Genomic DNA, 22,024 nt, shown 5'->3' with positions numbered 1-22,024 from the left:
GGTAGAGCCTTGCCCAATACAACAATAAAAGGTAACAAAATGAGTGTGAATGATCTTAATCCCACACGCGTGCCATCGTCTGGTGCAACTCGAAAGAGAGACTTCAGCGCAGAAGATGCTGGCTATCAAAAAGTGCTCAAGCCTCGCCAGGTTCAGATGATTGCCATAGGGGGGGCAATCGGAAGCGGTCTATTCATGGGCGCAGGCGCACGACTCGCTGAAGCCGGACCCTCACTTGTGTTTGTCTATGCAATCTGTGGCTTTTTTGCGTGGTTCATCATTCGGGCTATGGGCGAACTGGTGATGTATCGCCCATCCTCGGGCTCGTTCGTCTCCTATGCTCGAGAGTTCTACGGTGAGAAATGGGCTTTTGCCGTGGGATGGATGTACTGGACTGACTGGGTAATGGTTGCCATTGCAGATCTCACAGCGACAGCGCTCTACCTGAATTTCTTCAAAGCCTATGTCCCTTTCATGGGCGACATCCCTCAATGGTCCTTGGCACTAGGAGCACTGGGTTTTGTTACTGCGATTAACCTTGTCTCGGTAAAAATTTTTGGTGAACTTGAATTCTGGTTTGCCCTGATCAAGGTAGCTGCATTAACGACTTTCCTTGGGATCGGCATTTACATGGTTTTGTTCGGCACTCCGCTGCCAGGCCATGAGGTCGGGTTCAAACTGATTTCTGACAATGGCGGTTGGTTCCCATCAGGCCTTTTGCCCGCCGTAATCATGATCCAGGGGGTGATATTTGCGTATGGCAGTGTGGAGTTGGTTGGTACTGCAGCTGGCGAAGCCCAAGACGTCGCTACAGTCATGCCGAAAGCAATTCGGGCAGTTGTTTTCCGCATTATTGTTTTTTACGTTGGTTCTGTATTGCTGTTGGCAATGCTGCTCCCCCACACCGCGTACTCGGCGGGAGTAAGCCCGTTTGTGACGTTCTTCGGCTCGCTGGGGATCAAGGGTGCAGACGCGATTATGAACATGGTCTTGATTACCGCGGCCGTGTCTTCTCTGAACGCTGGCATTTACTCCACTGGCCGGGTGCTTCGCTCGCTGGCAATCAACGGATCAGCCCCTAGCTTCCTGGCCAAGATGAACCGTCAAGGTGTTCCGTTCGCTGGCATCATGCTGACGACCGTTGCTTCACTAATTGGTGTCGTACTTAACGCCATTGTTCCGGGGGAAGCCTTTGAAATCGCGCTGACACTCACTGCCGTTATGTTGATCGGTTCGTGGTCAACAATCGTCCTGTGTCAGATCAAGCTCTTCAAATACTCCCAGCAAGGTGATCTGGAGCGTCCGGGATTTCGAATGCCGTTTGCGCCTTACAGTGGTTACGCCACTTTGGGGTTCTTCGGTTTGGTTCTGGTTCTGATCGCATTCGATTATCCCGTAGGTACGTACTCGATTGCTTCGCTGCCGTTTTATGCCGCCGCCCTTGTTGTTGGTTGGTACATGGTTCGTGGCCGTGTTCGTGCAATTGAGAGTGGTGAATTAGTCTTTGACGAAAATCAAGAATTGGTCCGATCAGTTCAGACCAACCGTCCTTCTTTCACTCACCTTCAGAATCAATGACACCGAACAAAAAAATAACTTTGGAGGAAATAGACATGCGTCCTGACAAAAAGAATCTGTCCACACTTTCGGCGGCTACACTCGCAGTTCATGGTGGTAACGTAACCGACACCACTACTGGTGCTGTTCGCACTCCGCTGGTGATGGCTAACTCTTATCTCTTGCCTGAAGATCCGGCCACGATGGACTGGTCTAGCCCAGACGGCCTTGTGTACACGCGGAACCAGGGGCATAACCAGGTATGCCTTGAAAAGAAACTTGCTGCACTCGAAGGCTGCGAGGCTGCGGTTGTATTTGCTACCGGCGTTGCCGCTTTGCATTCAGTGTTTTTCTCTTTCTTGAAAAGCGGTGACCACGTCATTGTCAGTGATATTACATATCAGGCCGTATGGCGTCTCTTCGCGGAGCTTTTACCTGAGCGTTATGGCATTGAAGCTACATTCGTGGATGTAGGTGACCTAGAGGCAGTGCGCCAAGCGATCCGTCCAAATACTAAACTCATCCATACCGAGACGATTGCTAATCCAACTACTAAGGTTGCAGATATCGCAGCACTGGCTGAAATTGCTCATGCACACGGCGCACTGATTTCCGTCGATGCTACTTTCACTCCACCTCCGTTTTTCCGTGCCAGTCAGCACGGGGTCGATCTGGTCGTCCACTCTCTGACGAAGTATATCAATGGCCATGGTGATGCCATGGGCGGGGTGGTTATCGGTTCCACTCAGATGATTACCAAGATCAAGAATGATGCTCTTGTTGACCTCGGCGCGACTATTTCTCCATTTAACGCCTGGATGATAATGCGCGGTTCAGTCACTCTGCCTCTGCGTCTGAAGCAACTTCTAAATACTGCTGAAAAATTGGCTGAGTTTCTCAACTCGGATGATCGTATAGCCTATATCTACTATCCTGGGCTTCCGTCCCACCCCCAGCATGAATTAGCTCGTCGGCAATTCGCAGGCAAGGGATATGGGGCGATGATGGCTTTTGCAGTAAAGGGCGATCCAGATACTCAGAATCGGTTCGTTTCTAATCTACGCATCATCACTTCTGCAGTATCCCTTGGGCACGATGAGTCCCTCATCGTTCATGTGGGGGCCGAGGGCCGAGGCGGCTTTGACAAGTACCCTGAAGAGTTTCGCACATACGGTCACCTTCGGTTTTCGGTAGGGCTCGAAGATCCGGACGATTTGATCAAAGATATTTCCGTAGCCTTGGACGAGACATTCAAATGATCTGAACGCCTAAAAATTGGTACCACCTTTAGGTTTGAATTTACGGCATTGCTCAAAATTTGGTCTGGTCGGTAACCCTCCTTTGCCCCCGTACCAGCGGGGGCTTTTTTAAGAGCACGATCAATTATTTCTGTTTTTTAGGGGCGCGGCCCCAATACATGTAGGTTTTGTTCGTCTGAATGGCGACGGATCTTTCAATGGAGGCTTGTCATGGCTTGGATATGTTTAATATTTGCAGGGATACTTGAAGTTGTTTGGGCTTTTTCGATGAAACAATCTGAAGGTATGACCAAGCTTGGACCAACTATTGTTACCTTGGTAATGGTAATGGCAAGTTTTGCGCTCCTGTCATTTTCTATGAAAAGCCTACCTCTCGGTACTGCCTATACGATATGGACTGGCATTGGGGCTGTTGGAGCGTTTGCAGTAGGTATCATTCTCCTGGGCGAGCCGGCTAGTCTTATGCGTGTGGTTGCAGCTATTTTGATCATCAGTGGGCTTGTGATGATGAAGCTCGCGTCAGCTTAAATTTTTCTTGGCCAGGCTCCATTTAATTTTCAGAGTCGGATCAGTCGTCGAAAGGAGGCGCTCTAACGGGGGGGGAATTGTGCGGGCTTAACCCTCATGGGCTAGAGCGATGTTCCCGCATCTCTTGGCGCCCTGTCATCAAAACTGAGCTTTCAAAAATCAAGCTTTTCCGTGGCGATAACTATATTGATGAACAGGAGGTTGCTGAGCTCTACAACCAGTTCAAGGCAGGCCTCGGCGACCTAATTAAAAAGCAAATAGAAGAAGTAACTGCATTCAAGAAGAAGATTGATAACTTCCAGAAGACCCTTATTGATGGGCGGCGCAAAGAGCTTGGGGATAGCCTGAAGGAAATTGACGCGAATATCACCCGTCTCGATCGGCTATACAAAGAAAAACTTTCGCTCATCGATCAAAAAGGCGCTTTGAAAAATCTTCGTCAGACTATTGCGACATACCAAAAGAAGGTAGAGGATCACGCCTCTCTTTCCGCTTTTATTAAGAAGCACACAGATTACGAGCGCGAGAAAAAAGAAAAAACTAACGAGAGGGATGGGCTTATCTTTCTGCTCGACAGCTTTGTGTCCAACTCATCCGACATAATAGATTCTCTTGAGCAAACTATACTCGATATACATGAGGTGGTTGCTGGAAACCGTCTCAGTTCCTTCGAAGTAGAAGTCTCGAAGAAAAAAGAAGTCGTTAAATTTGAGCTCCGTATTTATGATGATGGTAGCCACAGCAATGAGCGCGAAAAGGTATTCCTATACGATATCGGTCTATTGACGAACACTGAAACGGCAAAACGTCACCCTGGACTATTGGTTCACGACAATATTTTTGATGTTGACTATGACACTCTCATAAAGAGCCTTAACTATATCGGCGATAACGAAAAAACTTTGGCAGGAAAGCAATACATTCTGACGCTAAATAGCGACAAAATATATGATGCAGACATACATTCGCGTCTTCGGTTGAATATGGAGAAGTTGAAGCGCGCTGCCTTTACAAAGACTGCGAAGTTTTTGAAAGCCAGCTATCAAGAGCTCTCCCATTAGGGGATATGCTGTTCGCTAGGGCGTAGTACTTCAGGAGCATCAAGGGCGCAACGCCCTTGAGATCATCGCGCGGTGGATATTTTCCAGCGAGGCCAGGGCATTCTGATGCTCCAGGCTTTCCCGGTCACCGCGTACTGCGACATTGAAGACCTCCCGGTTGCACACGCAGTTCGCTTTCAGATTTTGTGGCCAGTTCAAAGATCGTCATCAGTTTCATTTCAAGTCTCCTACGTCTTCGGCCACCCTTCGCGGCCTTGTGACGCTGTGCCAGCACAGGCGTCGGCCACGCAGCACCCCAACTGGGCCGTAACGTGAGAGAAGGAGTCATTCATGACTTGCTGCTGGAGGAGACGAGCAGTGCTACAGCTCAAACCAAAGGGCGGGAGGTGTGCCGATAGGAAGAAAGAAAAATGAACGCTCTGGTAACGAGATCAGAACCAGGAAAAATATGGGCGAATCTGACGGCTGCTCCGGCAGACCGGGCTCTATGCGCTTAATGCGCACCGGGCCAATGGAAAGCCTTGTCCCGGCCATCCGGTGACGATCCCTTTCGCAAGAACGAAAAGAGGCTCAAGGGGCGCTGCCCCTGGCGCAACGCAAGGGTAAAGCTTCGCCCCGATGAAGGGTGTCCCCGGCCTTCCGCACCCATAAAAAGCATGGGTTTGTGCAGGCCGGGTGATCCCCCTCCCTTCATCGAGCCCTTGCGTTACCTCCCCGGTCTCGCGGACGGGCAGGGGTGCATGTGCGACCTCACGCACAGCACCCGAAGCCCTGAAAGGAGCCAAGACCATGACCACCGAACCCAGAATTTACGTTGCTGATCTGGCCGCCTATAACAGCGGATACCTTCACGGCGTATGGATCGACGCTACATTGGACGCGTCAGATATTCAGGATCAGGTAAACGCGATGCTGGAGCAATCGCCGGTCGGGGACGCGGAGGAGTACGCGATTCACGGCATGACGGTAGGCAGCTACGCGACCATTACCGACCTGATCAAATTCCAGAAGCTGTACGTTCTGCCGCGTGACGATGAGGTTGACGGATACAACGGCGATACCCCACCGGAGCCACGCAAGTACACCGAATTTGAAGAATGACCAGTTGAGGGAAAATTAATCATGGATATCGAGGCTATGACAGCTGCCGTCGCGAAATGGGCCAGCACCCAGCCGCTTATTCGGAAGGCGTATCTCTTCGGCAGCCGGGTTCGCGGCACGCATCAGCCAAACAGCGATCTTGATGTTGCTGTTGAACTGTTCACCTTGCCGGGTGATGAGAGTTTATTGGCTACCTGGATCAGTGAAGCTCAGCAACTCAAAAAATCTATTGCCGGAGTTGTCCCTGTAATCATCGATCTTAATTGGTACGGAGGCGCAGATGAAACGCCATGCGTTCACGCGGGGCTTCAAGATGGAAATATCGTGGCTTTTGATGCTGATAATACCGCTTCGAGCCCCCGGACAAACTGATCACGGAAACTCGCCATGAAAGACAACGAGCAAGACGTATTCGCCCAGGCCGCCGCGCAGATGCACAAGACGTTTCCGCCGCGTGTACAAACCGTCACTCAGGATAAAGCAGAGCTGGAGCGGCTTTACCCCAAGGGCGGTGACGGGAATTCAGTTGAGGGTAATCGACCCATGATTGAACCCCGCTATAGCTTGGATTTCACCCTTGACCAATTGGATGAACTGCAAACCGCGCTCGAAACGGTTTCTGCCAGTGAGGCTGATCCGGAAGCCGAAATATTCGTGCTGTTGGACCAAGTGCGTAAGGCGCGAGTCGACGCGATCAAATTCAAACAACGCAACCAGGAGCGCGCTGCTGACGTGCTTTCCAGGCTTGCCGATGTGCAAATCAAAAACCTGACCTCCGAGCCGAAGTGATCGAGGAAAAGCCGCTGTAATTTCAGCCCGCCCAAGTGCGGGCTTTGGCAGTACCAGGACGTGGTTTGCGTCCACAACACTGAGAGGGTTGCCATGGATATTCGGTGCATTAATGAGGCGGCGGAAGATATTGCCGTAACCATCCGCAAGCTACGTCAGCACGGTTTCAGAATCGTGCGTGACGAACCAGGTTCTGTGAGTGAGCAGCAGCTAAACGACGACGCGGCATCTGTCGGGTGCTCGATGCTTGGGTTGGAGAACACCAGCGACAACAGAGGCAAGCTACCGGTGAACGTGATCGCTAGAGCTATAACGCGCAACCTCACACAACCACAGAACTGATCACGGAAAACGCACAATGAACAACAGTGAAAAGTGGGTGATTCAAATCAAAATGACCATTATCTGCTATACCTGAAAGTGAAACAGCTACTATCCATTTCAATACAGGAAGTATTTTATGAGAGCGATTCTTGGTTTTGCATTCTTAATTAGCGTCGGAGCACATGCTTCACAAACTATTGGACCAACCATTGCTCTTTCATTGCAAAATCCGCAGCTTGCCATCTCCGTCTCTAAGGCGAGCATGCAGCTGTCTACAATGATTACAGAAGCTCATTGTATGAATAAGGCAAGTGATAAATCAGAGCCTGGACTATGTGAGGTTATGTCTATACTAAAAAATACCATCGACTCAAGTGAGATAGAGAAGGTATTGCCGAAAATATATGATGGGGCCGCTGCCTATGAGGTAGAAGGCACTAGTGATCTGGATTTTAAGAGTTATATCAAATCTGTACAGGATGAAAATTCTGAATTATCTGAAAGTGAGATAGTTGAGCAAACAGGTTATGTATTTTCAGTAATAGCTGATTCAGCCACATTCCAACCCGATTGAAATTGAGGCCAGTGAATCGCGCCACTGCGGGCATGGTGGATCGGCGGCTACCGCGACAGCGGCGGCGCATAGGAAAAAGCCTACCGCGCCAATGGGCTTGGTAGCTGCTGCCAGCCAGGGCGACAAGACTCACTAAGACACTACCGCTGGATAGAAAAAAAATGGCAATCATACTTGTAGAGCGGGTAGTCAACACAGCTGGGATTGCTTGGGTGAGAACGCATGCGACGGATACTGAGTTGTTCGCGCTGTGCTCCCGTGAGCTTCACCCAGAAATCAAAGGCATTGAAGAAGGATTGGGGCAGGTTACTTGTCCTGATTGTGTTGAGATTGTTAGGCGCTGCCATGAAGTAGACCAATCCGACCTAGCTCCTGAATATGAAAATGAACTGCTCGCAAAAAAATGGGACAGGTAACAGGAAAAGCCACACCACTGCCCCGTCCTTCGGGCTTCGGCAGAAATGCAGTACCAGGGCGTGGTTTTGCGTCCAGTCTGATCGGGAATCAAGATGCCAAAAGTATTTGATGCAACTGAGGTCATGCTTTGTTGGACGCCGGGAACCGCCAGCGTTGCACTTGTGCCATGGCCGGATAAACAGCGATTGGGTACTCCGTACCAGCGTTCCTCGTTCGCGTGTTATGGCGAGTTTCGGAAAATGACTTTCGAACAGCGCAAGGCTCAAGTCTTTATTGAAGCTATGACGTTGATAATTCGTGATGAGTGCGATCCTGCGGCAGTCCACCGCGCTCTTTGCGGGTTGAAGGAGTATCGGGCCGGTTGCCCGGTCGATATGCCCGATATGGGCGTCAACAGGTAAACCACGACTGTAGTGCCAGCACATGCGGGCCACAACTTTGCGCTGCGCACCACTCAGGGCAGTCGTTGACGTTCGATGGTCATTATCTGCAACAGCATGTGGAGGGCAACTAGATTGCCGCCGACCTGATCGCGCCACGCTTGATGGGTGCTTTTGTAAAGCTCATCGATTTCCTTTATCACCTCGCGATAGCGGACGACCTCAAGGATCAGGCGGTGTATGTCGGGGTCGGCGTGCTGCTTCCAGAGGGTACGCAGTTCCGTTTTCGTGACCGTCTCGAAGGACGGTAATTCGCGGGTCATGATTGCAACCTGTTAGCTGTACATATGAACAGTATGTTGGGAGGCACTCGCTGTGGCTACTGCCGGTAATCGATAAGCGATGCTCATGACCAGGCAGGCACCTTCATCGCAGGATGGCCGATGGAAATGCAGCCGCCAAAAACGGCGACAGGGCTGCGCCGAAGGTGTTATCTATCGACCGAGTAATCAGCTCAGGGGATACCACCGACCATGACTGCGCTCGACCAAAAGCTACGTCTTCCATTCGTCTTCGACGACGGCGGTAGAGCCAAGGCGGGCTTTTAACTTATGGGCGATGTTGAACGTCCATGAGTCGTCCAAAGCCTCTAGCACCGTGGGCTCAACGGTCAAATAGAGGTGCATTTGTTCACAGATTTATGTTCATGAGGAGCCCTCAACTATCTATAGAAGGCTTTTTCCTGGAATTAGTACCGCGCCTGCCTGGCGCAGACTGAGAAGTTACTGGGACTGAGGGCACGCCTCAATCAGAAAATAGCTCGAACATCAGCTGGCGAAGCCAACGATTGGCTGGGTCCTTGTTATAGCGTGCATGCCAGAACAAATTTATTTCGATGTTAGGCAGTACCACCGGCGTCGGTAGAACCGCGAGCCCAAAGGGTTGTTTGCAACTGCTGGCGAATCGTTCAGGCACTGTTGCCATCAAGTCGGTGCGTTGAAGGATGTGGCCGACTGCGACGAAATGGGGAACCTCGAGGCGTATGTTGCGCTCGATGCCGGCCCGCGCCAGAAACGTATCTACTTCGCCGTGACCCGTGTTCGCCGCTACAACGCGAACGTGGTCATAGCTGCAAAAACGCTCAAGCGTTAACGGCTCCCTGGTAGCCGGGTGGTCCTTACGGCATATGCAGACGTAGCGATGGTGAAACAGGCGCTGCTGAAAAAATCCAGCTTGCAGGTGCGGCAGTAATCCAACGGCGAGATCAATCGCACCGTTCTGCAACCCTTCAGCCAAGGTATTGGAGGTGTTGCGTAGTGTACTGATCGAGCAACCCGGAGCGCGTTCAGCCAGAGCGTCCATCAGCCGCGGCATGAAGTAGATTTCACCAATGTCGGTCATCGCCATCGTAAACCTGCGATTGCAGTTGAGCGGGTCAAACGTGTCCTGTCGGCTCAGTGCATCACGTAAGGTCTGAATGGCCAGTGCAACCGGCTCAGCCAACTGCCGGGCATAGGGCGTGGGCTCCATTCCTTGATAAGTGCGAACGAAAAGCTCGTCGTTCAAAGCGACACGCAATCGCTTTAACGCGTTGCTGACAGCGGGCTGGGTCAACTCAAGGCTATCCGCCGCCGTTGATACCCTGCGGTCAATGAGCAGTTGGTTAAACACCAGAAGTAGATTGAGATCCAGCTCACGTAATTCCATAACGCCTCGTGCAGATTGCGCGCTCATAAGGGCTATGAATCTTTGCCCATCGTTGGGTCTGCACCGCTCTGAAATCGCCGCTGCAAGATCCAACCTGGCCAAGCAATTCTCCATGGGTGCGCAATGCCAGCCAGGAAGAAATGCTCTCCGCCTTCAATCATTGGGGAGACGCTGCACGGGTGCTGCTCGAATGCATTCCGGCACCCACCCTTTGGGCTCTGCATGAACTCGATGAGTTGCCAGGCTACGTGCACGGTCGCGTAGGGCTGATCGGCGATGCTGCGCATGCCATGTTGCCGCACCAGGGCGCTGGCGCAGGTCAGGGGTTGGAAGACGCTTGGCTTCTGGCGCGATTGCTGGCCGATCTGCAGGTTCTGGATAGCCAGCCACAAGCGGTGCTCGCGGCTTACGACGCAATCCGTCGTCCCCGTGCCTGCCGTGTGCAGCGCACATCCTGGGAAGCCGGGGAGCTTTATGAACTGCGTGATCCAGCTGTGGCCGATGACGAACAGTTGCTGAGCAAAACCCTCGCCGAGCGTTTCGACTGGCTGTGGAATCACGATATGCAGTCCGACCTTCAAGAGGCTCGCGCCCAGTTGGGTTGGCGAGCGCTCGCCTGACGAATTGAACCGACATGTACGGAGGGAGCCTTCCGCAGCTCTCTTCGTTTGTGAGTACCATAAAGATCTGGTGAATCAAGAACGCGAACTGCCGGCGCGCTGGAGCCCCCAGAACGTCGGCAGACTTTGAGCCAGCAGTGACTTACGCTTTGCTGGATGCTTTTGTCGCCAAGGCGCCGTCACCCAGCAACGCGACGACCAGTGTTGTCGCCGCCAGGTAGACAGGATATTCCCAGCCACCATTAGCGTTGGTGAAGCTCCAGCCATTGCCGAAGTGGACAGTCGCGGCAATGAACAGTTGAACCACCGCCAGAGCGGCCACCCAGCGCGAGTAGACACCCAGTACCAGCATCAAACCGCCGACGACTTCAAAGGCCATGACTGGGTAAGCCAGAAAGCCCGGAAAGCCGATGGATTCAAAAAAGCCTGCAGTGCCTGCCGGGGTGAACACAAGCACTTTGGTCAATCCGTGAGCGATAAACATGATGCCGAGGGCGAGGCGCATAACCAGTGCGGCATACGGAGCGGTGCGTGAGTCGATCATGGTGCGGTTCCTTTGTTTACATGGAGAGTGACAGCGTGTGGGTCATCGTCCTTGAGCAGCACGATGTCGGTCGAAGGCAAAGGCAAACCCACTGCTGCCGAGAAATTACTGCGGCCCATGACGTTCAGGCACAGGATGGCCGAGGTCTCGGAGAGGCCGTAGCCTTCGAGGATTTCCTGGCCGGTGATGGTCTTCCACTGCGTCGAGGTAGCCGGCAGCACCGCGGCGCCACCGCCAATGGCCAGGCGCAGGCGCGAGAAATCCACCTCGCCGATGCGCGGATGGCGCACCAGCGCGCCGTACAGGGTATTGACCCCCGTCAGCAGCGTCGGCCGGGCCTTGATCAGCGTGTCGACCAGATCATCACTGTTGCGCGCATCGGCGATCAGCCAATTCTCGGCCCCGGCCGAAAAGCAGATTGATCGTCAGCGCGAACACGTGGAACAGCGGCAGCGCCGTGACCACGACGTTGTCACCGACCGTGTCGAACATGTCAGGGAGAAACGCGCGCGCCTGCAGGATGTTGGCGATCAGGTTGCGGTGCGACAGGGCGGCACCTTTTGAGGGGCCGGTGGTGCCGCCGGTGTATTGCAGGAAGAGCAAGTCATCGCCCGTCAGCTCGACCGGTGTAAACGCCAGCGTGCCGCCCTCGCGCAAGGCATCGACGAAGCGAGTCAACGGCAGGTCAGGCAATGCCTGGATGTCGATCTCGTGCACGGCCGCCGGCTCGCCCAGGGTGTCGCCGGGCTGAACCGCGATGACTGTTCTGATCGATGTGCGTCCAGTATCGCTGCCAGTGTCGGCAGGGCACTGGCGACGATGAGGAGGGTCTCGACCCCGGCGTCGTTGCCCCGAATCAGGGGACCTTACCTGCCCTACAACTCGAATTGCCCGAAGACTTGCTGCAGATGTTTGTTGTTTTTCAAGCGGGACTCGAGATGCTCGCTGTTTCGCTCGACCACTCCAGAGACCATGAGATTGAATAGACAGGCTAACGGAGAAAGTGAATCCCAGAACTGACCTACATCCATTTTGACCTGCAGTAGATCGACAGTGTAGTCACGTGCCCAAGTGCAGTGGTAGTCAGTGATTAAAGCCATTGGAATACCTAGTTCCTTGGCCTGTTCGCAATATTTTCGGGTAGTCGACGAGTAAGCTCGCGTATCAGCGAACAAAACGTAAGGACGGTCGAAACCTGAATTCAGAGATTCAGCAAAAGTCCCAGAGAGTCCATCGACAAAAAAAACCTTGGGTCGGATAAACTCCAGGTGACTTGAGAGTACGGTGGCAATGCCACGCGTTAATTGCAAACCGACAATGAAAACGACTTCGGCTTCGGCCAGATGTTCAACGATGGTGGCGAACACAGGGGTACGGGCCAATGCATAGACGTGCTTGATGGCTTCAAGCTCACTGGCTAAAGAGCGATCCAGTCCGTCGCCATGATCGTTGTGATGGCGGAATGCACCGAGTCGGTCGGTCATCAGCCAGGTCGACCCTCCGCGTAGGCTGGCTTTAACATCTTCGAAGTTGCGATATCCAAGTGAGCGCAGAAAGCGTCCAACTGTCACACCCGTGGTCCCGGCCTGCTGAGCTATGCTGTCCGCCGTGGCGAAGGGTAGATGCTCCGGATTGGCCAGCAGATAATTAGCTATGCGTTTTCCAGTTGGTGTCAGTGTGGTGAAGCGTTCTTCCAATTGGGCCAATAGCCCGGTTGTATGTTTGCTCAAAATAAGTCGTCCTGCACTGTTTGAATGCCAATCCAATCGATGATGTTATCAAGCTAACATCATCGATTTAGAGCTACAACACGATGAAAGCGTGTGTTCAAGATTTTGAGTACACGCCTCCAGTCGCCGAGCTCAAGGTTCAGAATTGGCCAAGCCAGATGATGACCTTGTTCTGCAGTACGATGCGCTGGTCACTAAAGGAGTGATCAGCGCGTTGAGTGGCTCAGGAAAACGATGGCTGCCAACCCGATTCGCGCAGGGCGGACAGCAGTCGATCATGGGGTAATGCGATGGCGCAGCTGCCATTGCCTTCGACGTCGGTTGCGGCCAGCATCGCGTTGATGATTGCCTCTTCCACCGCATCAGCTGCCGCCGTGAACAGGTTGGAGATATGGTCATTGTTAACCATATCTACTGTCGTGGTGGGTTTACCGATATGGCCATAACGCACCACTGGCAAAGTACTGTTACCTACGGAGAACGCAATGAAAATATCTCCGCTCGAATCCTCGGTTCCACCGCCTACTCGAGCCAGGCCAATGCTTGCGCGTTGAGCGAGGCGGGTACATTGATGCGGCAATAATGGTGCGTCAGTAGCGATGGTGACGACAATTGATCCCATACCGGCGTCGCCTGCATTGGCGCCTTGGTCGAACGGCGAATGCAGGTCTTCAAGATGCTTGTTCACCGGATAACCGGCGATACGCAGTGACGGTCTTTTGCCATAGTTAGCCTGTACCAACGCGCCGACAGTCCAGCCACCCTGTTCAACGTCAAGCACTCTGGATGCACTGCCTATACCACCCTTGAATTCGTGACAAATCATCCCTGTGCCACCACCTATCGATCCTTCCTGTACTGGCCCGGAACTTGCCGCTGACTGGGCAAGTTTCAAATGTTCTGCGGTCACATGCTGACCCCAGATGTCATTGAGCAAGCCGTCGAAAGTTTCCAACACGACGGGCATGCACCAGTATCTGTCCTGTGCGGCGTATCCTCGCTCGGCTGCTACTAGTGCATCGCGTACCACGCCAACACTGTGGGTATTTGTATAAGCAATAGGCGTGGTCAATAATCCAGCTTCGCGCACCCATTCCAGTCCAGTTGCGTCACCGTTACCATTAAGTACATGACACCCGGCGAAGCATGGCTCAAACCGTGCGTTCCCGGACCTCGGTTCAATGACGGTGACACCGGTACGAACGTCTTTCCCTGCGACTTCCGCAGTGAGCGTGTGGTGACCGACACGGACACCGATGACGTCGGTTATCGCGTTCAGTTGACCGGGTTTCAGATTTCCAATACGGATGCCTAGATCTCTTGCGCGCATGATATTCCTCGGGTTAGATAATGGACTTAATAATTGGGTCAGCGGCGTTCTCATGCCCGCATGTCTGTAAATGGCAACGTACCTGGCGATCATCACTGGCCGCTAAAATTTGCGGGTGCTCACATCCCTCGGTGCGGTCCGGGCAGCGGTCGTAAAAGAAACAACCCTGGGGCAATCGACGATTGCCGGGCAGGTCGGTTGCTTCCGCACTGGTGCCTGCATCCATGGCTCCTCCCAATCGGGGGATGGCATCCAGTAACAATCTTGTGTAGGGGTGTCGTGGATGTGCGAGAACTTGGGATGTGTCGCCCAATTCGACGATTTGGCCCAGATACATCACCGCTACCCGATCGCTCATATGACGAACGACTGAAACGTTGTGCGAGATCAGCACGTAGGTCAGTTGCCGGTTACGTTGCAGCTCGCCGAGAAGATTGAGGATTTGCGCCTGTACGGAGATATCGAGTGCGGATGTCGGCTCATCCAGTACGATAACGTCGGGATCACTGACCAAAGCTCGCGCAATCGCGATTCGTTGGCGCTGGCCACCGGAAAACTGGTGTGGGTAACGGTCGAGGTATTCGGGGCGAATACCGACTTGCAACGCAACAGCTCGGGCCTTACGAAGCATTTCTTCGCGCGGCGCGGGGCGCTGTACATACAGAGGCTCGGTGATAATTCGCCATACCGGCAAACGCGGATCGAGCGACGCTTGAGGGTCCTGGAAAACAATCTGGACGTTACTACGCTGGTCTTCCCGGGTTCGCCATTGCAACTTGCCTTGAGTTGGGTGTTGCAGGCCCATCAGTAATTGCGCCAAGGTACTTTTCCCGCACCCGGATTCACCAACGATGCCGAGCGTTTCGCCTGCGCGTAATTCGAGGTCGAGACCGTTGAGCGCATGTACGGTGGCTGTGGGTCGTCCCAGCCAATTATGGTCAACAGGGAAATGAACTCGCACATCGTTGAGTTTCAGTACGATCTCGTCAGCGGTTGCGGGCTGGTTCATGCCATGATCTCCAGAGTGTCTACCCAGCAAGCAGTACTGCGCTTTTCACCCGCGACCTGTACCTGTAGAGATGGACGTTCTGCGCATACAGTGCTGGCATACCCGCAGCGTTCCCGGAAGCTACAGCCCACTATCGGGTTCGAAAGGTTGGGAACCTGGCCAGGAATTGTGTGCAGAGGTGTTTTCGGCTGGGCCTGGTCAGGCAAGGCACGCAATAGCGCGGCGGTGTAAGGATGTCGTGGAGCCGCCATGAGCTCGGCGGTAGGCCCTTGTTCGACTACGGCGCCGGCGTACATCACATATACCCTGTCGCAGAATTGCGATACCACCGCCATATCATGGGTGATCAGCAAGATTGCCGTACCGCGCTGACGAGCTTTTTCTCGCAATAGCAGTAGTACTTGGCGCTGTACGGTCACGTCGAGTGCGGTGGTGGGTTCGTCCGCAATCAATAGTTTGGGGTCGCAGGAGAATGCCAGCGCAATCATGATGCGCTGGCGCATGCCACCCGATAGCTCGAAGGGATAACGCTGCATTACTTGCTCGGCATCGGCAATGTGCATATCGCGCAATAGGGCCAGTGCCTTGGCTTTGGCTGTCGTGGTGTCAGTCGATTGATGGTGACGGATCACGTCGAGCATCTGCTTGCCAATGCGCCGCGTTGGATTCAGAGCGGTCATTGGCTCTTGAAAAATCATGGCCACATCGCGACCGCGAATTTTCAGCAGCTCCTGTTCGTTGGCGACTAGCATGTCCCTGCCAAGCATCGTCAAACTGCCGGATCGGACTCGATAGCTGCCAGGAACCAATAAGCGCATGCTGAGCATGGCAGTAACCGACTTACCTGAGCCGGATTCACCAACCACACCGACGATCTCGCCGGGATTTACATGAAGGCTGACGCCGTTAAGGGCCTTAACATTGCCTTTATAGGCCGGGAATTCGATACTCAGATCGTCGATGCTTAATACAGTTTGGTCGCTCATGATCATTTACCCTGTTGCCGAGGATCGAGCAGATCGCGAATGCCGTCACCGAGCAGGTTAAAACCGGCGGCAGTAATCAGAATCGCCACACCGGGAAAGGTCGAATACCACCACTGATCGAGAATGTACTTGCGACCATTGGCAACCATCGCGCCCCATTCGGCATCTGGTTGTTGAGCCCCCAGTCCGATAAAACCGAGGGCCGAGGCCATCAAAATGGCGCTGCCGATATCCAGAGTGATTTGCACGGTCAACGGCCCCATGGCGTTGCGCAGCACATGCCAGCTGATGATATGCATGTGCCCAGCGCCGAAAGTGCGAGCGGCTTTGACATAAGCCATTTCTCGAATGGACAGCGCCTGGCCACGTGCCAGTCGCACGTAAAACGGGATACGTACGAGGGTTATTGCAAGCATTGCATTGAACAGGCTCGCGCCGAGTGCAGCGGTCATTGCCATGATCAATACCAGCGAAGGTACCGAAAGCAAAATATCCATCAGGCGCATGATCATGCTGTCGAACTTGCCGCCGACAAGTCCGGACATGCAGCCAAGCAGGGCACCAGAGATTCCGGCAACAAAGGCCACGAAAAGACCGACTCCAACGGATTGTCGGCTGCCATAAAGCACGCGGCTGAGCAGGTCACGTCCGATCTCATCGGTGCCAAACCAATGCTTCAGGGAAGGCGCTTGCAGGCGTTCAGCCAAACTCATGGCATTCGGATTGAATGGCGCCAGCCATGGCGCAAACAGCACGCAGAACAGTACCAATAATGCGATGCTCAGGCCGATCATAGCCAACGGGTTTTGCCGCAGCCGATGCAAGGTGTACTTCAGACGTTCGTTGTGGCGTTGCCGGCCGGATTGTAGGTAGATAAGAAACGTGGGGATTACGGACATCTCAGCTTACCTCGCGGATACGTGGGTCGATCAAGCCGTACAGCACGTCGACGAGTAGATTGACTAGCACATAGACCAGTGACACTAAAATCGCGAAGCCCATGACTGCGGGAAAGTCCAAGGCCTGAATCGCATCGACCACGTAGGCACCCATTCCCGGCCATGCAAATACTGTTTCAGTCAGTACGGCACCATATAAAAGGTCGCCTAAAGTTAGGCCGATGACCGTTACTGTTGGGATCATGGCATTAGGCAAGGCGTGGCGAAGAATGACTGTTCGCCGTGATAACCCATAAGCACGCGCGGTGCGGATATAGTCTTCGTCGAGTTGTTCGAGCATTGCCGAACGGATCTGCCGCGCAATAACGCCAAGGTTTACCAATGCCAGCGTTATTGCGGGCAATAGAAGATGCAGCCAGGTATTGGCAAACAGCGCCCAGTCACCTGCGAGCAAGGAATCAATAAGGTAGAAGCCGCTTATGGTCGGCGGTGGCGTGAATTCGGGGTCAATTCGGCTACCACTGGGCAACCAGCCGAGATGCCCGTAGAAGAGCATGATTAGACCGAGAGCAAGCCAAAAGGTCGGCGTCGAAATCCCAATGATGGAGATTGCCCGCGCCACTTGATCGATCCAGCGATTACGATAAACAGCGGACAATACTCCTAAAGGAATGCCGATCAGGATCGACAACAGCAGTGCGGTCAGGGCCAGTTCCAGAGTCGCTGGGAAATAAACTTGCAAATCCTCTAACACCGGTCGACCGGTACGGATTGAGGTGCCGAGATCCCCGCTGAATAGCTCAAGCATATAGCGGCCGTACTGTTCGTAGATGGGTAAATCCAGACCGAGTTGATGTCGGATGCTTTCTATGACGGCTTCGCTGGCCCGATCGCCGGCAATCAGTCTTGCCGGATCTCCCGGTATCAAATGTGAGATGCAAAAAGTTATCAACGAGACGCCGATTAACACCAACAGCAAACCTGTCAGGCGTTTGCGCAGCAACGTAAGAAAGCCCATGTGGACCTCATAAAAATATAGTCGTAGGTGGGGAGCGCAGCGCTCCCGGAAACGCAGAGTTACTTACTGATGCTGCCGATGTTGAACACCTGCTCAAGCATTGGGTTGAACACGAACCCCTTGACTGAGTCGCGCATCGCCATTGAATAATTCTTCTGGTACAAATAGGCGTAGGCTGCCTCGTCGATAACGATTTTTTGTGCTTGCTGATACAGGCGCGTGCGTTCCTCCACATCGCTGAGCGATGCAGACTTGCGGATCAGTTCATCGACTTTTGCGTTGTGATAGAAGGAGCGGTTGCCGGCCAAGCCATTTTTACTGGAGTCGAACCAGTAATTCATATACATGAAAGGATCGGAGAAATCCGGGGTCCAATAGCCGATGGAAATGTCGAAGTCGCCTTTGTCGAGCCGCTCACGCATGGGTGCATTGGCCAGTTTTTCCAAGCGTAAGTTGATGCCCAATTCGGCCAGATTGGCTTGTATTGTCAGGCCAATCGTCTCCCAGGTTGGATCCTTGTCGGAGTACATGAAGGTCAGCGTTTTGACGGATTGCCCGCTCTTGGCCAATGCGGCTTTAGCCGAGATTAAATCCTGGGTTACCGCGATGATGCTTGGATCGTTGCCCCACATACCCGTCGGTATAGGTTGGGTCAGACGCTGGGACTTGTTTTTAAGAATGCCACTGACGATGCCCTCATAATCGATCGCACTGACGATTGCACGGCGCACATCCGGGTTGCTTAACGGTGCTATTCCGTTGTTCAGGTACAGATAGGACACTTGTTGAGACAGTGCGCGAAAAACCGTTACTCCGGGCTTGCCTTGCATTCCATCGAGCTGGTCTTCCGGCATGTTCTCAACAATGTCGAGGTCGTCATGTTCAAGTTGTAGGCGACGTACCGAGCTTTCGCCGATGATTCTGATCACCACCTTGTTCAATACGGGCTTTGGCCCTGCGAAATGGCTGTTCGGCAGCATGGTCAAACTTTGTCCTTTTTTCCATTCAGCCAGGCGAAACGGACCGGATCCAGCGGTGTGGTTTGAGAGATAAGCATCAGCATCTCCCTTGCTTGATATGTTGGGATTGACGATGCCCGCACCGTTGGTAGCCAACGTAAAGACGAATGGTGCGTAGGGTTTGCTCAAAGTGAAACGTACGGTCATCGGGTCAACCACATTGACCTGCATATCGTCGGGAAAAGCTCCCGAAGGACCGCGTTTGAGTCTCATCAGGCGGTCGAACGAGAACTTCACCGCGTCAGCGTCGACTGCAGCACCGTCGTCGAACTTATTGCCGGGTTTTAGCTTGAACTCCCAAATCAATCCATCTGCGCTTGTGGTCCAGCTTTGTGCGAGGTCACCCTCAATGCTGGTCAGGCCCTTGCCGTCTTTCTCTTGATAACGCATCAGCTTTTGATAGGCTGGATAGGTAATCGTCCAATCATTAGTATCAAATGTGACAGCTGGGTCAATAGTCAATGGATCCACGGTTTTGCCGATGACCAAAGTATCAGTCGCATTGCTGGCGAAGACAGTCGGTTGAAGTAGCAAGCCAAAACACAGAAAGGCCAGGTGAATGCGAAATTTGGGAGTAGAGCAGGAGCTGCCAAGATGCATACGAGTCATCGCAAGTTTCCTCGTTATTCCGAATGAAAATCAGATAACGGCAGTGGTGCAAACGCACACTGAGGGACACAAGTCATCGTCAGAAAAAACGCTTCTGATGCTTGTCTTTTTTTATTTTTGAAGCCCTGAAGGCTGGGTGGGCCTCAGGTCGAACGCAAAACTGGTTATCCGTAGGTGTTCATTGGCAGTGCTCCTGAAGATTATCGAATTACCATTATTGTTACATTTCGATCTTCGATGTAATCAATCTAACATCAATAAAAAACATCTACAAGCGCCGCTCGTGAGGATTTTTGATGCTTCGTAAGCCGCGAATTGCTGCGGTAAGAGCTTCAAACCAACGGCTCAAACCAACGGCTCAATCCGACAGCGGCGGCACGAAACGGTGTTCCGTGCGACTAGGGCAGGGGAGGTGGGGAGAGTCAGTCACTTAGGGGCAACGAACACTTTTCTCTGTTTGGGATCGCCGACTAATAGGTGTTCGCGTACGACGGAAGATTTGATATTTCAACTGGACGAAATGGGTCTTATCGTGCCCACTTTGCGAGCAATGAGCGACAAGTAGATGCGGAAACTCGATGCTGACGGACTTTCGTTCTGAATGTTTTGTTCCAGCTTCACCGGCAAGAAAGCGGGCAAGTCCGTGAGCTGTTGATCGCGGTAAAGCGGCAACCATTTTCGCACGACGTTGGCGTTGATGCCGTGACTCATCGAGACACTGGCAACAAAGGCGCCCGGTTGCAGRCATTCCTGGACGACTTGGGCTTTGAAGGGCTTTGGATAAAGGATAGTCACGCAGGGCATCTCGCCAAGATCGTCACTGAATGAACAGACAGCTCCAAAACTCTTACAAAATCTGCTCGCTCACTGAGCGCGTGGATTCCTTGCCCCTTTGGGCTCATTACGCCAAGAATCACACCGGTTTCGCGATGGGGTACGACTTCCGGTGCTTGCCGTTAGAAAGCTTGGTCGGTCTATCGTTGTGGCCTGTCAGATACAGTGGTGGTTTTCAATGCCTCGGATTTACTACGAGGGGTAAAGCCAGGACAGCCATTCAACAATTTGTTTGGTTTGATCGCTGCACTTCGCAAATCACCCGATTGGACAGCCGTCCAGTTCTTCAAGGGGTCGCTTGCTCTGACTGAGTTTGAAGTAGCCAGCCCAGCCGCGCAGTACGGGGTTAATCCGCTCGATGACGTTCGCCATCTTGTGGCCCCGCGCTCCGCGCAGCAGGTCTCTGAGTCGGTCGCGTAAGCGACCCAGACTCATCGTCGCTACTCTTAACCTCGGTTGTTGATGCCAGCTCATCCCGTAACCTAGATAGTCACAGACCCAAGGCCGTGCCACGCGGCTCTTTTCCCGATTCAGCGTCAGTTTCAGACGCTGCCTCAAGAACCGCTCGACGCTTGCCATCACTCGTTCGCCAGCCCGCTGACTACGCACACAAATGTTCGCRTCATCGGCATAACGCACGAAACGATGGCCGCGCCGTGTCAGCTCTTGGTCGAGTTCGTTGAGCAGGATGTTCGACAGCAACGGCGAGAGCGGGCCGCCTTGCGGCGTCCCTTCCTGCCGTCGGCTGGCGATCCCGCCCGACATCACGCCTGCCTCGAGATAACGGCGAATGAGCCTGAGCACCCGTTTGTCTTCAACTTGACGCTGCACATAGGCCATCAATACATCGTGGTTGACCCGATCGAAGAACTTCTCCAGATCGAGTTCCACGCACCAGCGGTGACCCGCCGCCACATGGGCACGGGCTGTTTCGATGGCTTGGTGGGCGCTTCTGCCCGGACGAAAACCGTAGCTGTAATCCGAGAACAGCGGATCAAAGATCGGCGTGAGCTGTTGCAGCAGCGCCTGTTGGATCAGGCGATCCACGACGCTGGGAATGCCCAGCTGTCTTGTCCCGCCTTTGGGCTTGGGGATTTCGACGGCACGTACACCTTGCGGGTGATACTCGCCGGCCAGCAACCGAGCCTTGAGGGTCGGCCAATACTGTTTCACGTAGCCCGCCAATTCGTCGACCGTCCGGCCATCGGCACCCGGCGCACCCTTGTGCTGACCACGCGCTGATACGCACGCTTGAGGTTGGCCGGTGCAAGCACCCGCGCCATCAGCGTGTCCGGCTCCGCGTTCGTCCACGTCACAGACACCGCCGATACCTGTGCGCTGTCAGCCGTCGTCCTCGGATTCTGTCCGGGACTCGGGTAACAGTCTTCTCTGGGAGAAATTTCTGCATTTCGGTATTCAACGAGACTCTGGCGCCTACTGGCGGCATAACCTGTTCGGCCCTTGGTGGCGTGGTTACTCGCCACTTACTACGGCCTCGGCTGACTTCTGCAGGCTCATCCCGTCGCCTCTCGACGCTCGGTAGCACAATGGCAAACCTGCAGATCTCCCAGGGTAATTCGCGCGACCTTCCTGCTTATGCCTGTCGGATCTGCGTTGCCAAATCGGGTCCGGAAAGGCAGATGTTTTACCTGTCGATGCCATGGCATCCACTGTGACGATAGCCGGTTTCAGGCTGAGTTCAATCCGTTAGTCTCGGTTCACTCGACAG

At 53.4% G+C, this 22,024-nt stretch carries 21 protein-coding genes and 3 pseudogenes; 11 read left to right on the top strand and 13 right to left on the bottom strand.

What is annotated here, in order from left to right; genetic code table 11:
• The first annotated feature begins 39 nt into the window (after nucleotides 1-39).
• The 10 genes from AC1DWG_RS02925 to AC1DWG_RS02880 all read left to right on the top strand — a co-directional run bounded on the left by AC1DWG_RS02925 (nucleotide 40) and on the right by AC1DWG_RS02880 (nucleotide 8,011).
• Nucleotides 40-1,578, top strand: a complete 1,539-nt coding sequence (locus AC1DWG_RS02925; RefSeq protein ID WP_477762137.1) for an amino acid permease — start codon at nucleotides 40-42, stop codon at nucleotides 1,576-1,578.
• Between the two features lie 35 nt (nucleotides 1,579-1,613).
• A complete protein-coding gene (locus AC1DWG_RS02920; protein ID WP_477762136.1) occupies nucleotides 1,614-2,816 on the top strand; it encodes a trans-sulfuration enzyme family protein in 1,203 nt (400 codons plus the stop codon).
• A 210-nt stretch (nucleotides 2,817-3,026) separates the two neighbouring features.
• On the top strand, nucleotides 3,027-3,344 hold the full coding sequence (locus AC1DWG_RS02915) for a DMT family transporter (protein WP_477762135.1): 318 nt from the start codon (nucleotides 3,027-3,029) through the stop codon (nucleotides 3,342-3,344).
• Nucleotides 3,345-3,421: 77 nt separating this feature from the next.
• Nucleotides 3,422-4,405 carry a DUF2326 domain-containing protein gene (locus tag AC1DWG_RS02910; RefSeq protein ID WP_477787202.1) on the top strand — a complete coding sequence of 328 codons (984 nt, stop codon included), beginning with the start codon at nucleotides 3,422-3,424 and terminating at the stop codon, nucleotides 4,403-4,405.
• 789 nt (nucleotides 4,406-5,194) lie between these two features.
• Nucleotides 5,195-5,506 (top strand): antirestriction protein ArdA, encoded by a 312-nt coding sequence (locus tag AC1DWG_RS02905; protein ID WP_477762133.1) that lies wholly within the window; start codon nucleotides 5,195-5,197, stop codon nucleotides 5,504-5,506.
• A 21-nt stretch (nucleotides 5,507-5,527) separates the two neighbouring features.
• Nucleotides 5,528-5,878 carry a nucleotidyltransferase domain-containing protein gene (locus AC1DWG_RS02900; RefSeq protein ID WP_477762132.1) on the top strand — a complete coding sequence of 117 codons (351 nt, stop codon included), beginning with the start codon at nucleotides 5,528-5,530 and terminating at the stop codon, nucleotides 5,876-5,878.
• A 15-nt stretch (nucleotides 5,879-5,893) separates the two neighbouring features.
• Nucleotides 5,894-6,295, top strand: a complete 402-nt coding sequence (locus tag AC1DWG_RS02895; RefSeq protein ID WP_477762131.1) for a hypothetical protein — start codon at nucleotides 5,894-5,896, stop codon at nucleotides 6,293-6,295.
• A 460-nt stretch (nucleotides 6,296-6,755) separates the two neighbouring features.
• The gene (locus tag AC1DWG_RS02890) at nucleotides 6,756-7,193 is read left to right on the top strand and encodes a hypothetical protein (RefSeq protein ID WP_477762130.1); all 438 of its coding nucleotides are present in this window, start codon (nucleotides 6,756-6,758) and stop codon (nucleotides 7,191-7,193) included.
• Between the two features lie 161 nt (nucleotides 7,194-7,354).
• Nucleotides 7,355-7,609, top strand: coding sequence for a hypothetical protein (locus AC1DWG_RS02885; RefSeq protein WP_477762129.1), 255 nt, complete (start codon nucleotides 7,355-7,357; stop codon nucleotides 7,607-7,609).
• A gap of 93 nt (nucleotides 7,610-7,702) precedes the next feature.
• A complete protein-coding gene (locus AC1DWG_RS02880; RefSeq protein ID WP_477762128.1) occupies nucleotides 7,703-8,011 on the top strand; it encodes a hypothetical protein in 309 nt (102 codons plus the stop codon).
• A 53-nt stretch (nucleotides 8,012-8,064) separates the two neighbouring features.
• Here AC1DWG_RS02880 and AC1DWG_RS02875 read toward each other — a convergent pair whose 3' ends face one another.
• The gene (locus AC1DWG_RS02875; RefSeq protein ID WP_477762127.1) at nucleotides 8,065-8,313 is read right to left on the bottom strand and encodes a hypothetical protein; all 249 of its coding nucleotides are present in this window, start codon (nucleotides 8,311-8,313) and stop codon (nucleotides 8,065-8,067) included.
• A gap of 481 nt (nucleotides 8,314-8,794) precedes the next feature.
• Nucleotides 8,795-9,697, bottom strand: a complete 903-nt coding sequence (locus tag AC1DWG_RS02870; protein WP_477762126.1) for a LysR family transcriptional regulator — start codon at nucleotides 9,695-9,697, stop codon at nucleotides 8,795-8,797.
• Between the two features lie 86 nt (nucleotides 9,698-9,783).
• On the opposite strand from AC1DWG_RS02870, the pseudogene AC1DWG_RS02865 reads away from it, so the two are divergent.
• Nucleotides 9,784-10,317: pseudogene (locus AC1DWG_RS02865) on the top strand (FAD-dependent monooxygenase); the annotation flags it as partial.
• Nucleotides 10,318-10,459: 142 nt separating this feature from the next.
• On the opposite strand, the gene AC1DWG_RS02860 reads toward AC1DWG_RS02865, so the two are convergent.
• From AC1DWG_RS02860 to ltrA, 11 genes and pseudogenes are all read right to left on the bottom strand, one after another.
• Nucleotides 10,460-10,861 (bottom strand): DoxX family protein, encoded by a 402-nt coding sequence (locus AC1DWG_RS02860; RefSeq protein WP_477762125.1) that lies wholly within the window; start codon nucleotides 10,859-10,861, stop codon nucleotides 10,460-10,462.
• A pseudogene (locus AC1DWG_RS02855) lies at nucleotides 10,858-11,578 on the bottom strand (AMP-binding protein). Before AC1DWG_RS02855 ends, AC1DWG_RS02860 begins: the two are co-directional and overlap by 4 nt.
• A 158-nt stretch (nucleotides 11,579-11,736) precedes the next feature.
• Entirely contained in the window at nucleotides 11,737-12,591 is an 855-nt protein-coding gene (locus AC1DWG_RS02850; RefSeq protein WP_477762124.1) for a MurR/RpiR family transcriptional regulator, read from the bottom strand.
• Between the two features lie 223 nt (nucleotides 12,592-12,814).
• Complete coding sequence (locus AC1DWG_RS02845) at nucleotides 12,815-13,921, bottom strand: DmpA family aminopeptidase (RefSeq protein WP_477762123.1); 1,107 nt, start codon at nucleotides 13,919-13,921, stop codon at nucleotides 12,815-12,817.
• A 13-nt stretch (nucleotides 13,922-13,934) separates the two neighbouring features.
• On the bottom strand, nucleotides 13,935-14,930 hold the full coding sequence (locus AC1DWG_RS02840; RefSeq protein ID WP_477762122.1) for an oligopeptide/dipeptide ABC transporter ATP-binding protein: 996 nt from the start codon (nucleotides 14,928-14,930) through the stop codon (nucleotides 13,935-13,937).
• Nucleotides 14,927-15,916, bottom strand: coding sequence for an ABC transporter ATP-binding protein (locus tag AC1DWG_RS02835; protein WP_477762121.1), 990 nt, complete (start codon nucleotides 15,914-15,916; stop codon nucleotides 14,927-14,929). The genes AC1DWG_RS02840 and AC1DWG_RS02835 overlap by 4 nt, the downstream gene beginning before the upstream one ends.
• 2 nt (nucleotides 15,917-15,918) lie before the next feature.
• Nucleotides 15,919-16,815, bottom strand: coding sequence for a D,D-dipeptide ABC transporter permease (gene ddpC / locus AC1DWG_RS02830; RefSeq protein ID WP_477762120.1), 897 nt, complete (start codon nucleotides 16,813-16,815; stop codon nucleotides 15,919-15,921).
• Between the two features lies 1 nt (nucleotide 16,816).
• Nucleotides 16,817-17,833 (bottom strand): ABC transporter permease, encoded by a 1,017-nt coding sequence (locus AC1DWG_RS02825; RefSeq protein ID WP_477762119.1) that lies wholly within the window; start codon nucleotides 17,831-17,833, stop codon nucleotides 16,817-16,819.
• Between the two features lie 59 nt (nucleotides 17,834-17,892).
• Nucleotides 17,893-19,461, bottom strand: coding sequence for an ABC transporter substrate-binding protein (locus AC1DWG_RS02820; protein ID WP_477762118.1), 1,569 nt, complete (start codon nucleotides 19,459-19,461; stop codon nucleotides 17,893-17,895).
• 507 nt (nucleotides 19,462-19,968) lie between these two features.
• Nucleotides 19,969-20,256, bottom strand: a complete 288-nt coding sequence (locus tag AC1DWG_RS02815) for a transposase (protein ID WP_477762117.1) — start codon at nucleotides 20,254-20,256, stop codon at nucleotides 19,969-19,971.
• Between the two features lie 312 nt (nucleotides 20,257-20,568).
• Nucleotides 20,569-21,742, bottom strand: a pseudogene (gene ltrA, locus AC1DWG_RS02810) (group II intron reverse transcriptase/maturase); the annotation flags it as partial.
• Nucleotides 21,743-22,024: the final 282 nt, after the last annotated feature.

The organism is Pseudomonas sp. P4_B3 (assembly GCF_056402295.1).
This window is presented reverse-complemented; position numbering and strand designations above follow the sequence as displayed.

Coding starts and splice junctions, on each gene's coding strand:
- AC1DWG_RS02925 (WP_477762137.1), top strand. CDS start 40: ATGAGTGTGAATGATCTTAATCCCACACGCGTGCCATCGTCTGGTGCA.
- AC1DWG_RS02920 (WP_477762136.1), top strand. CDS start 1,614: ATGCGTCCTGACAAAAAGAATCTGTCCACACTTTCGGCGGCTACACTC.
- AC1DWG_RS02915 (WP_477762135.1), top strand. CDS start 3,027: ATGGCTTGGATATGTTTAATATTTGCAGGGATACTTGAAGTTGTTTGG.
- AC1DWG_RS02905 (WP_477762133.1), top strand. CDS start 5,195: ATGACCACCGAACCCAGAATTTACGTTGCTGATCTGGCCGCCTATAAC.
- AC1DWG_RS02900 (WP_477762132.1), top strand. CDS start 5,528: ATGGATATCGAGGCTATGACAGCTGCCGTCGCGAAATGGGCCAGCACC.
- AC1DWG_RS02895 (WP_477762131.1), top strand. CDS start 5,894: ATGAAAGACAACGAGCAAGACGTATTCGCCCAGGCCGCCGCGCAGATG.
- AC1DWG_RS02890 (WP_477762130.1), top strand. CDS start 6,756: ATGAGAGCGATTCTTGGTTTTGCATTCTTAATTAGCGTCGGAGCACAT.
- AC1DWG_RS02885 (WP_477762129.1), top strand. CDS start 7,355: ATGGCAATCATACTTGTAGAGCGGGTAGTCAACACAGCTGGGATTGCT.
- AC1DWG_RS02880 (WP_477762128.1), top strand. CDS start 7,703: ATGCCAAAAGTATTTGATGCAACTGAGGTCATGCTTTGTTGGACGCCG.
- AC1DWG_RS02875 (WP_477762127.1), bottom strand. CDS start 8,313: ATGACCCGCGAATTACCGTCCTTCGAGACGGTCACGAAAACGGAACTG.
- AC1DWG_RS02870 (WP_477762126.1), bottom strand. CDS start 9,697: ATGGAATTACGTGAGCTGGATCTCAATCTACTTCTGGTGTTTAACCAA.
- AC1DWG_RS02860 (WP_477762125.1), bottom strand. CDS start 10,861: ATGATCGACTCACGCACCGCTCCGTATGCCGCACTGGTTATGCGCCTC.
- AC1DWG_RS02845 (WP_477762123.1), bottom strand. CDS start 13,921: ATGCGCGCAAGAGATCTAGGCATCCGTATTGGAAATCTGAAACCCGGT.
- AC1DWG_RS02840 (WP_477762122.1), bottom strand. CDS start 14,930: ATGAACCAGCCCGCAACCGCTGACGAGATCGTACTGAAACTCAACGAT.
- AC1DWG_RS02835 (WP_477762121.1), bottom strand. CDS start 15,916: ATGAGCGACCAAACTGTATTAAGCATCGACGATCTGAGTATCGAATTC.
- ddpC (WP_477762120.1), bottom strand. CDS start 16,815: ATGTCCGTAATCCCCACGTTTCTTATCTACCTACAATCCGGCCGGCAA.
- AC1DWG_RS02825 (WP_477762119.1), bottom strand. CDS start 17,833: ATGGGCTTTCTTACGTTGCTGCGCAAACGCCTGACAGGTTTGCTGTTG.
- AC1DWG_RS02820 (WP_477762118.1), bottom strand. CDS start 19,461: ATGACTCGTATGCATCTTGGCAGCTCCTGCTCTACTCCCAAATTTCGC.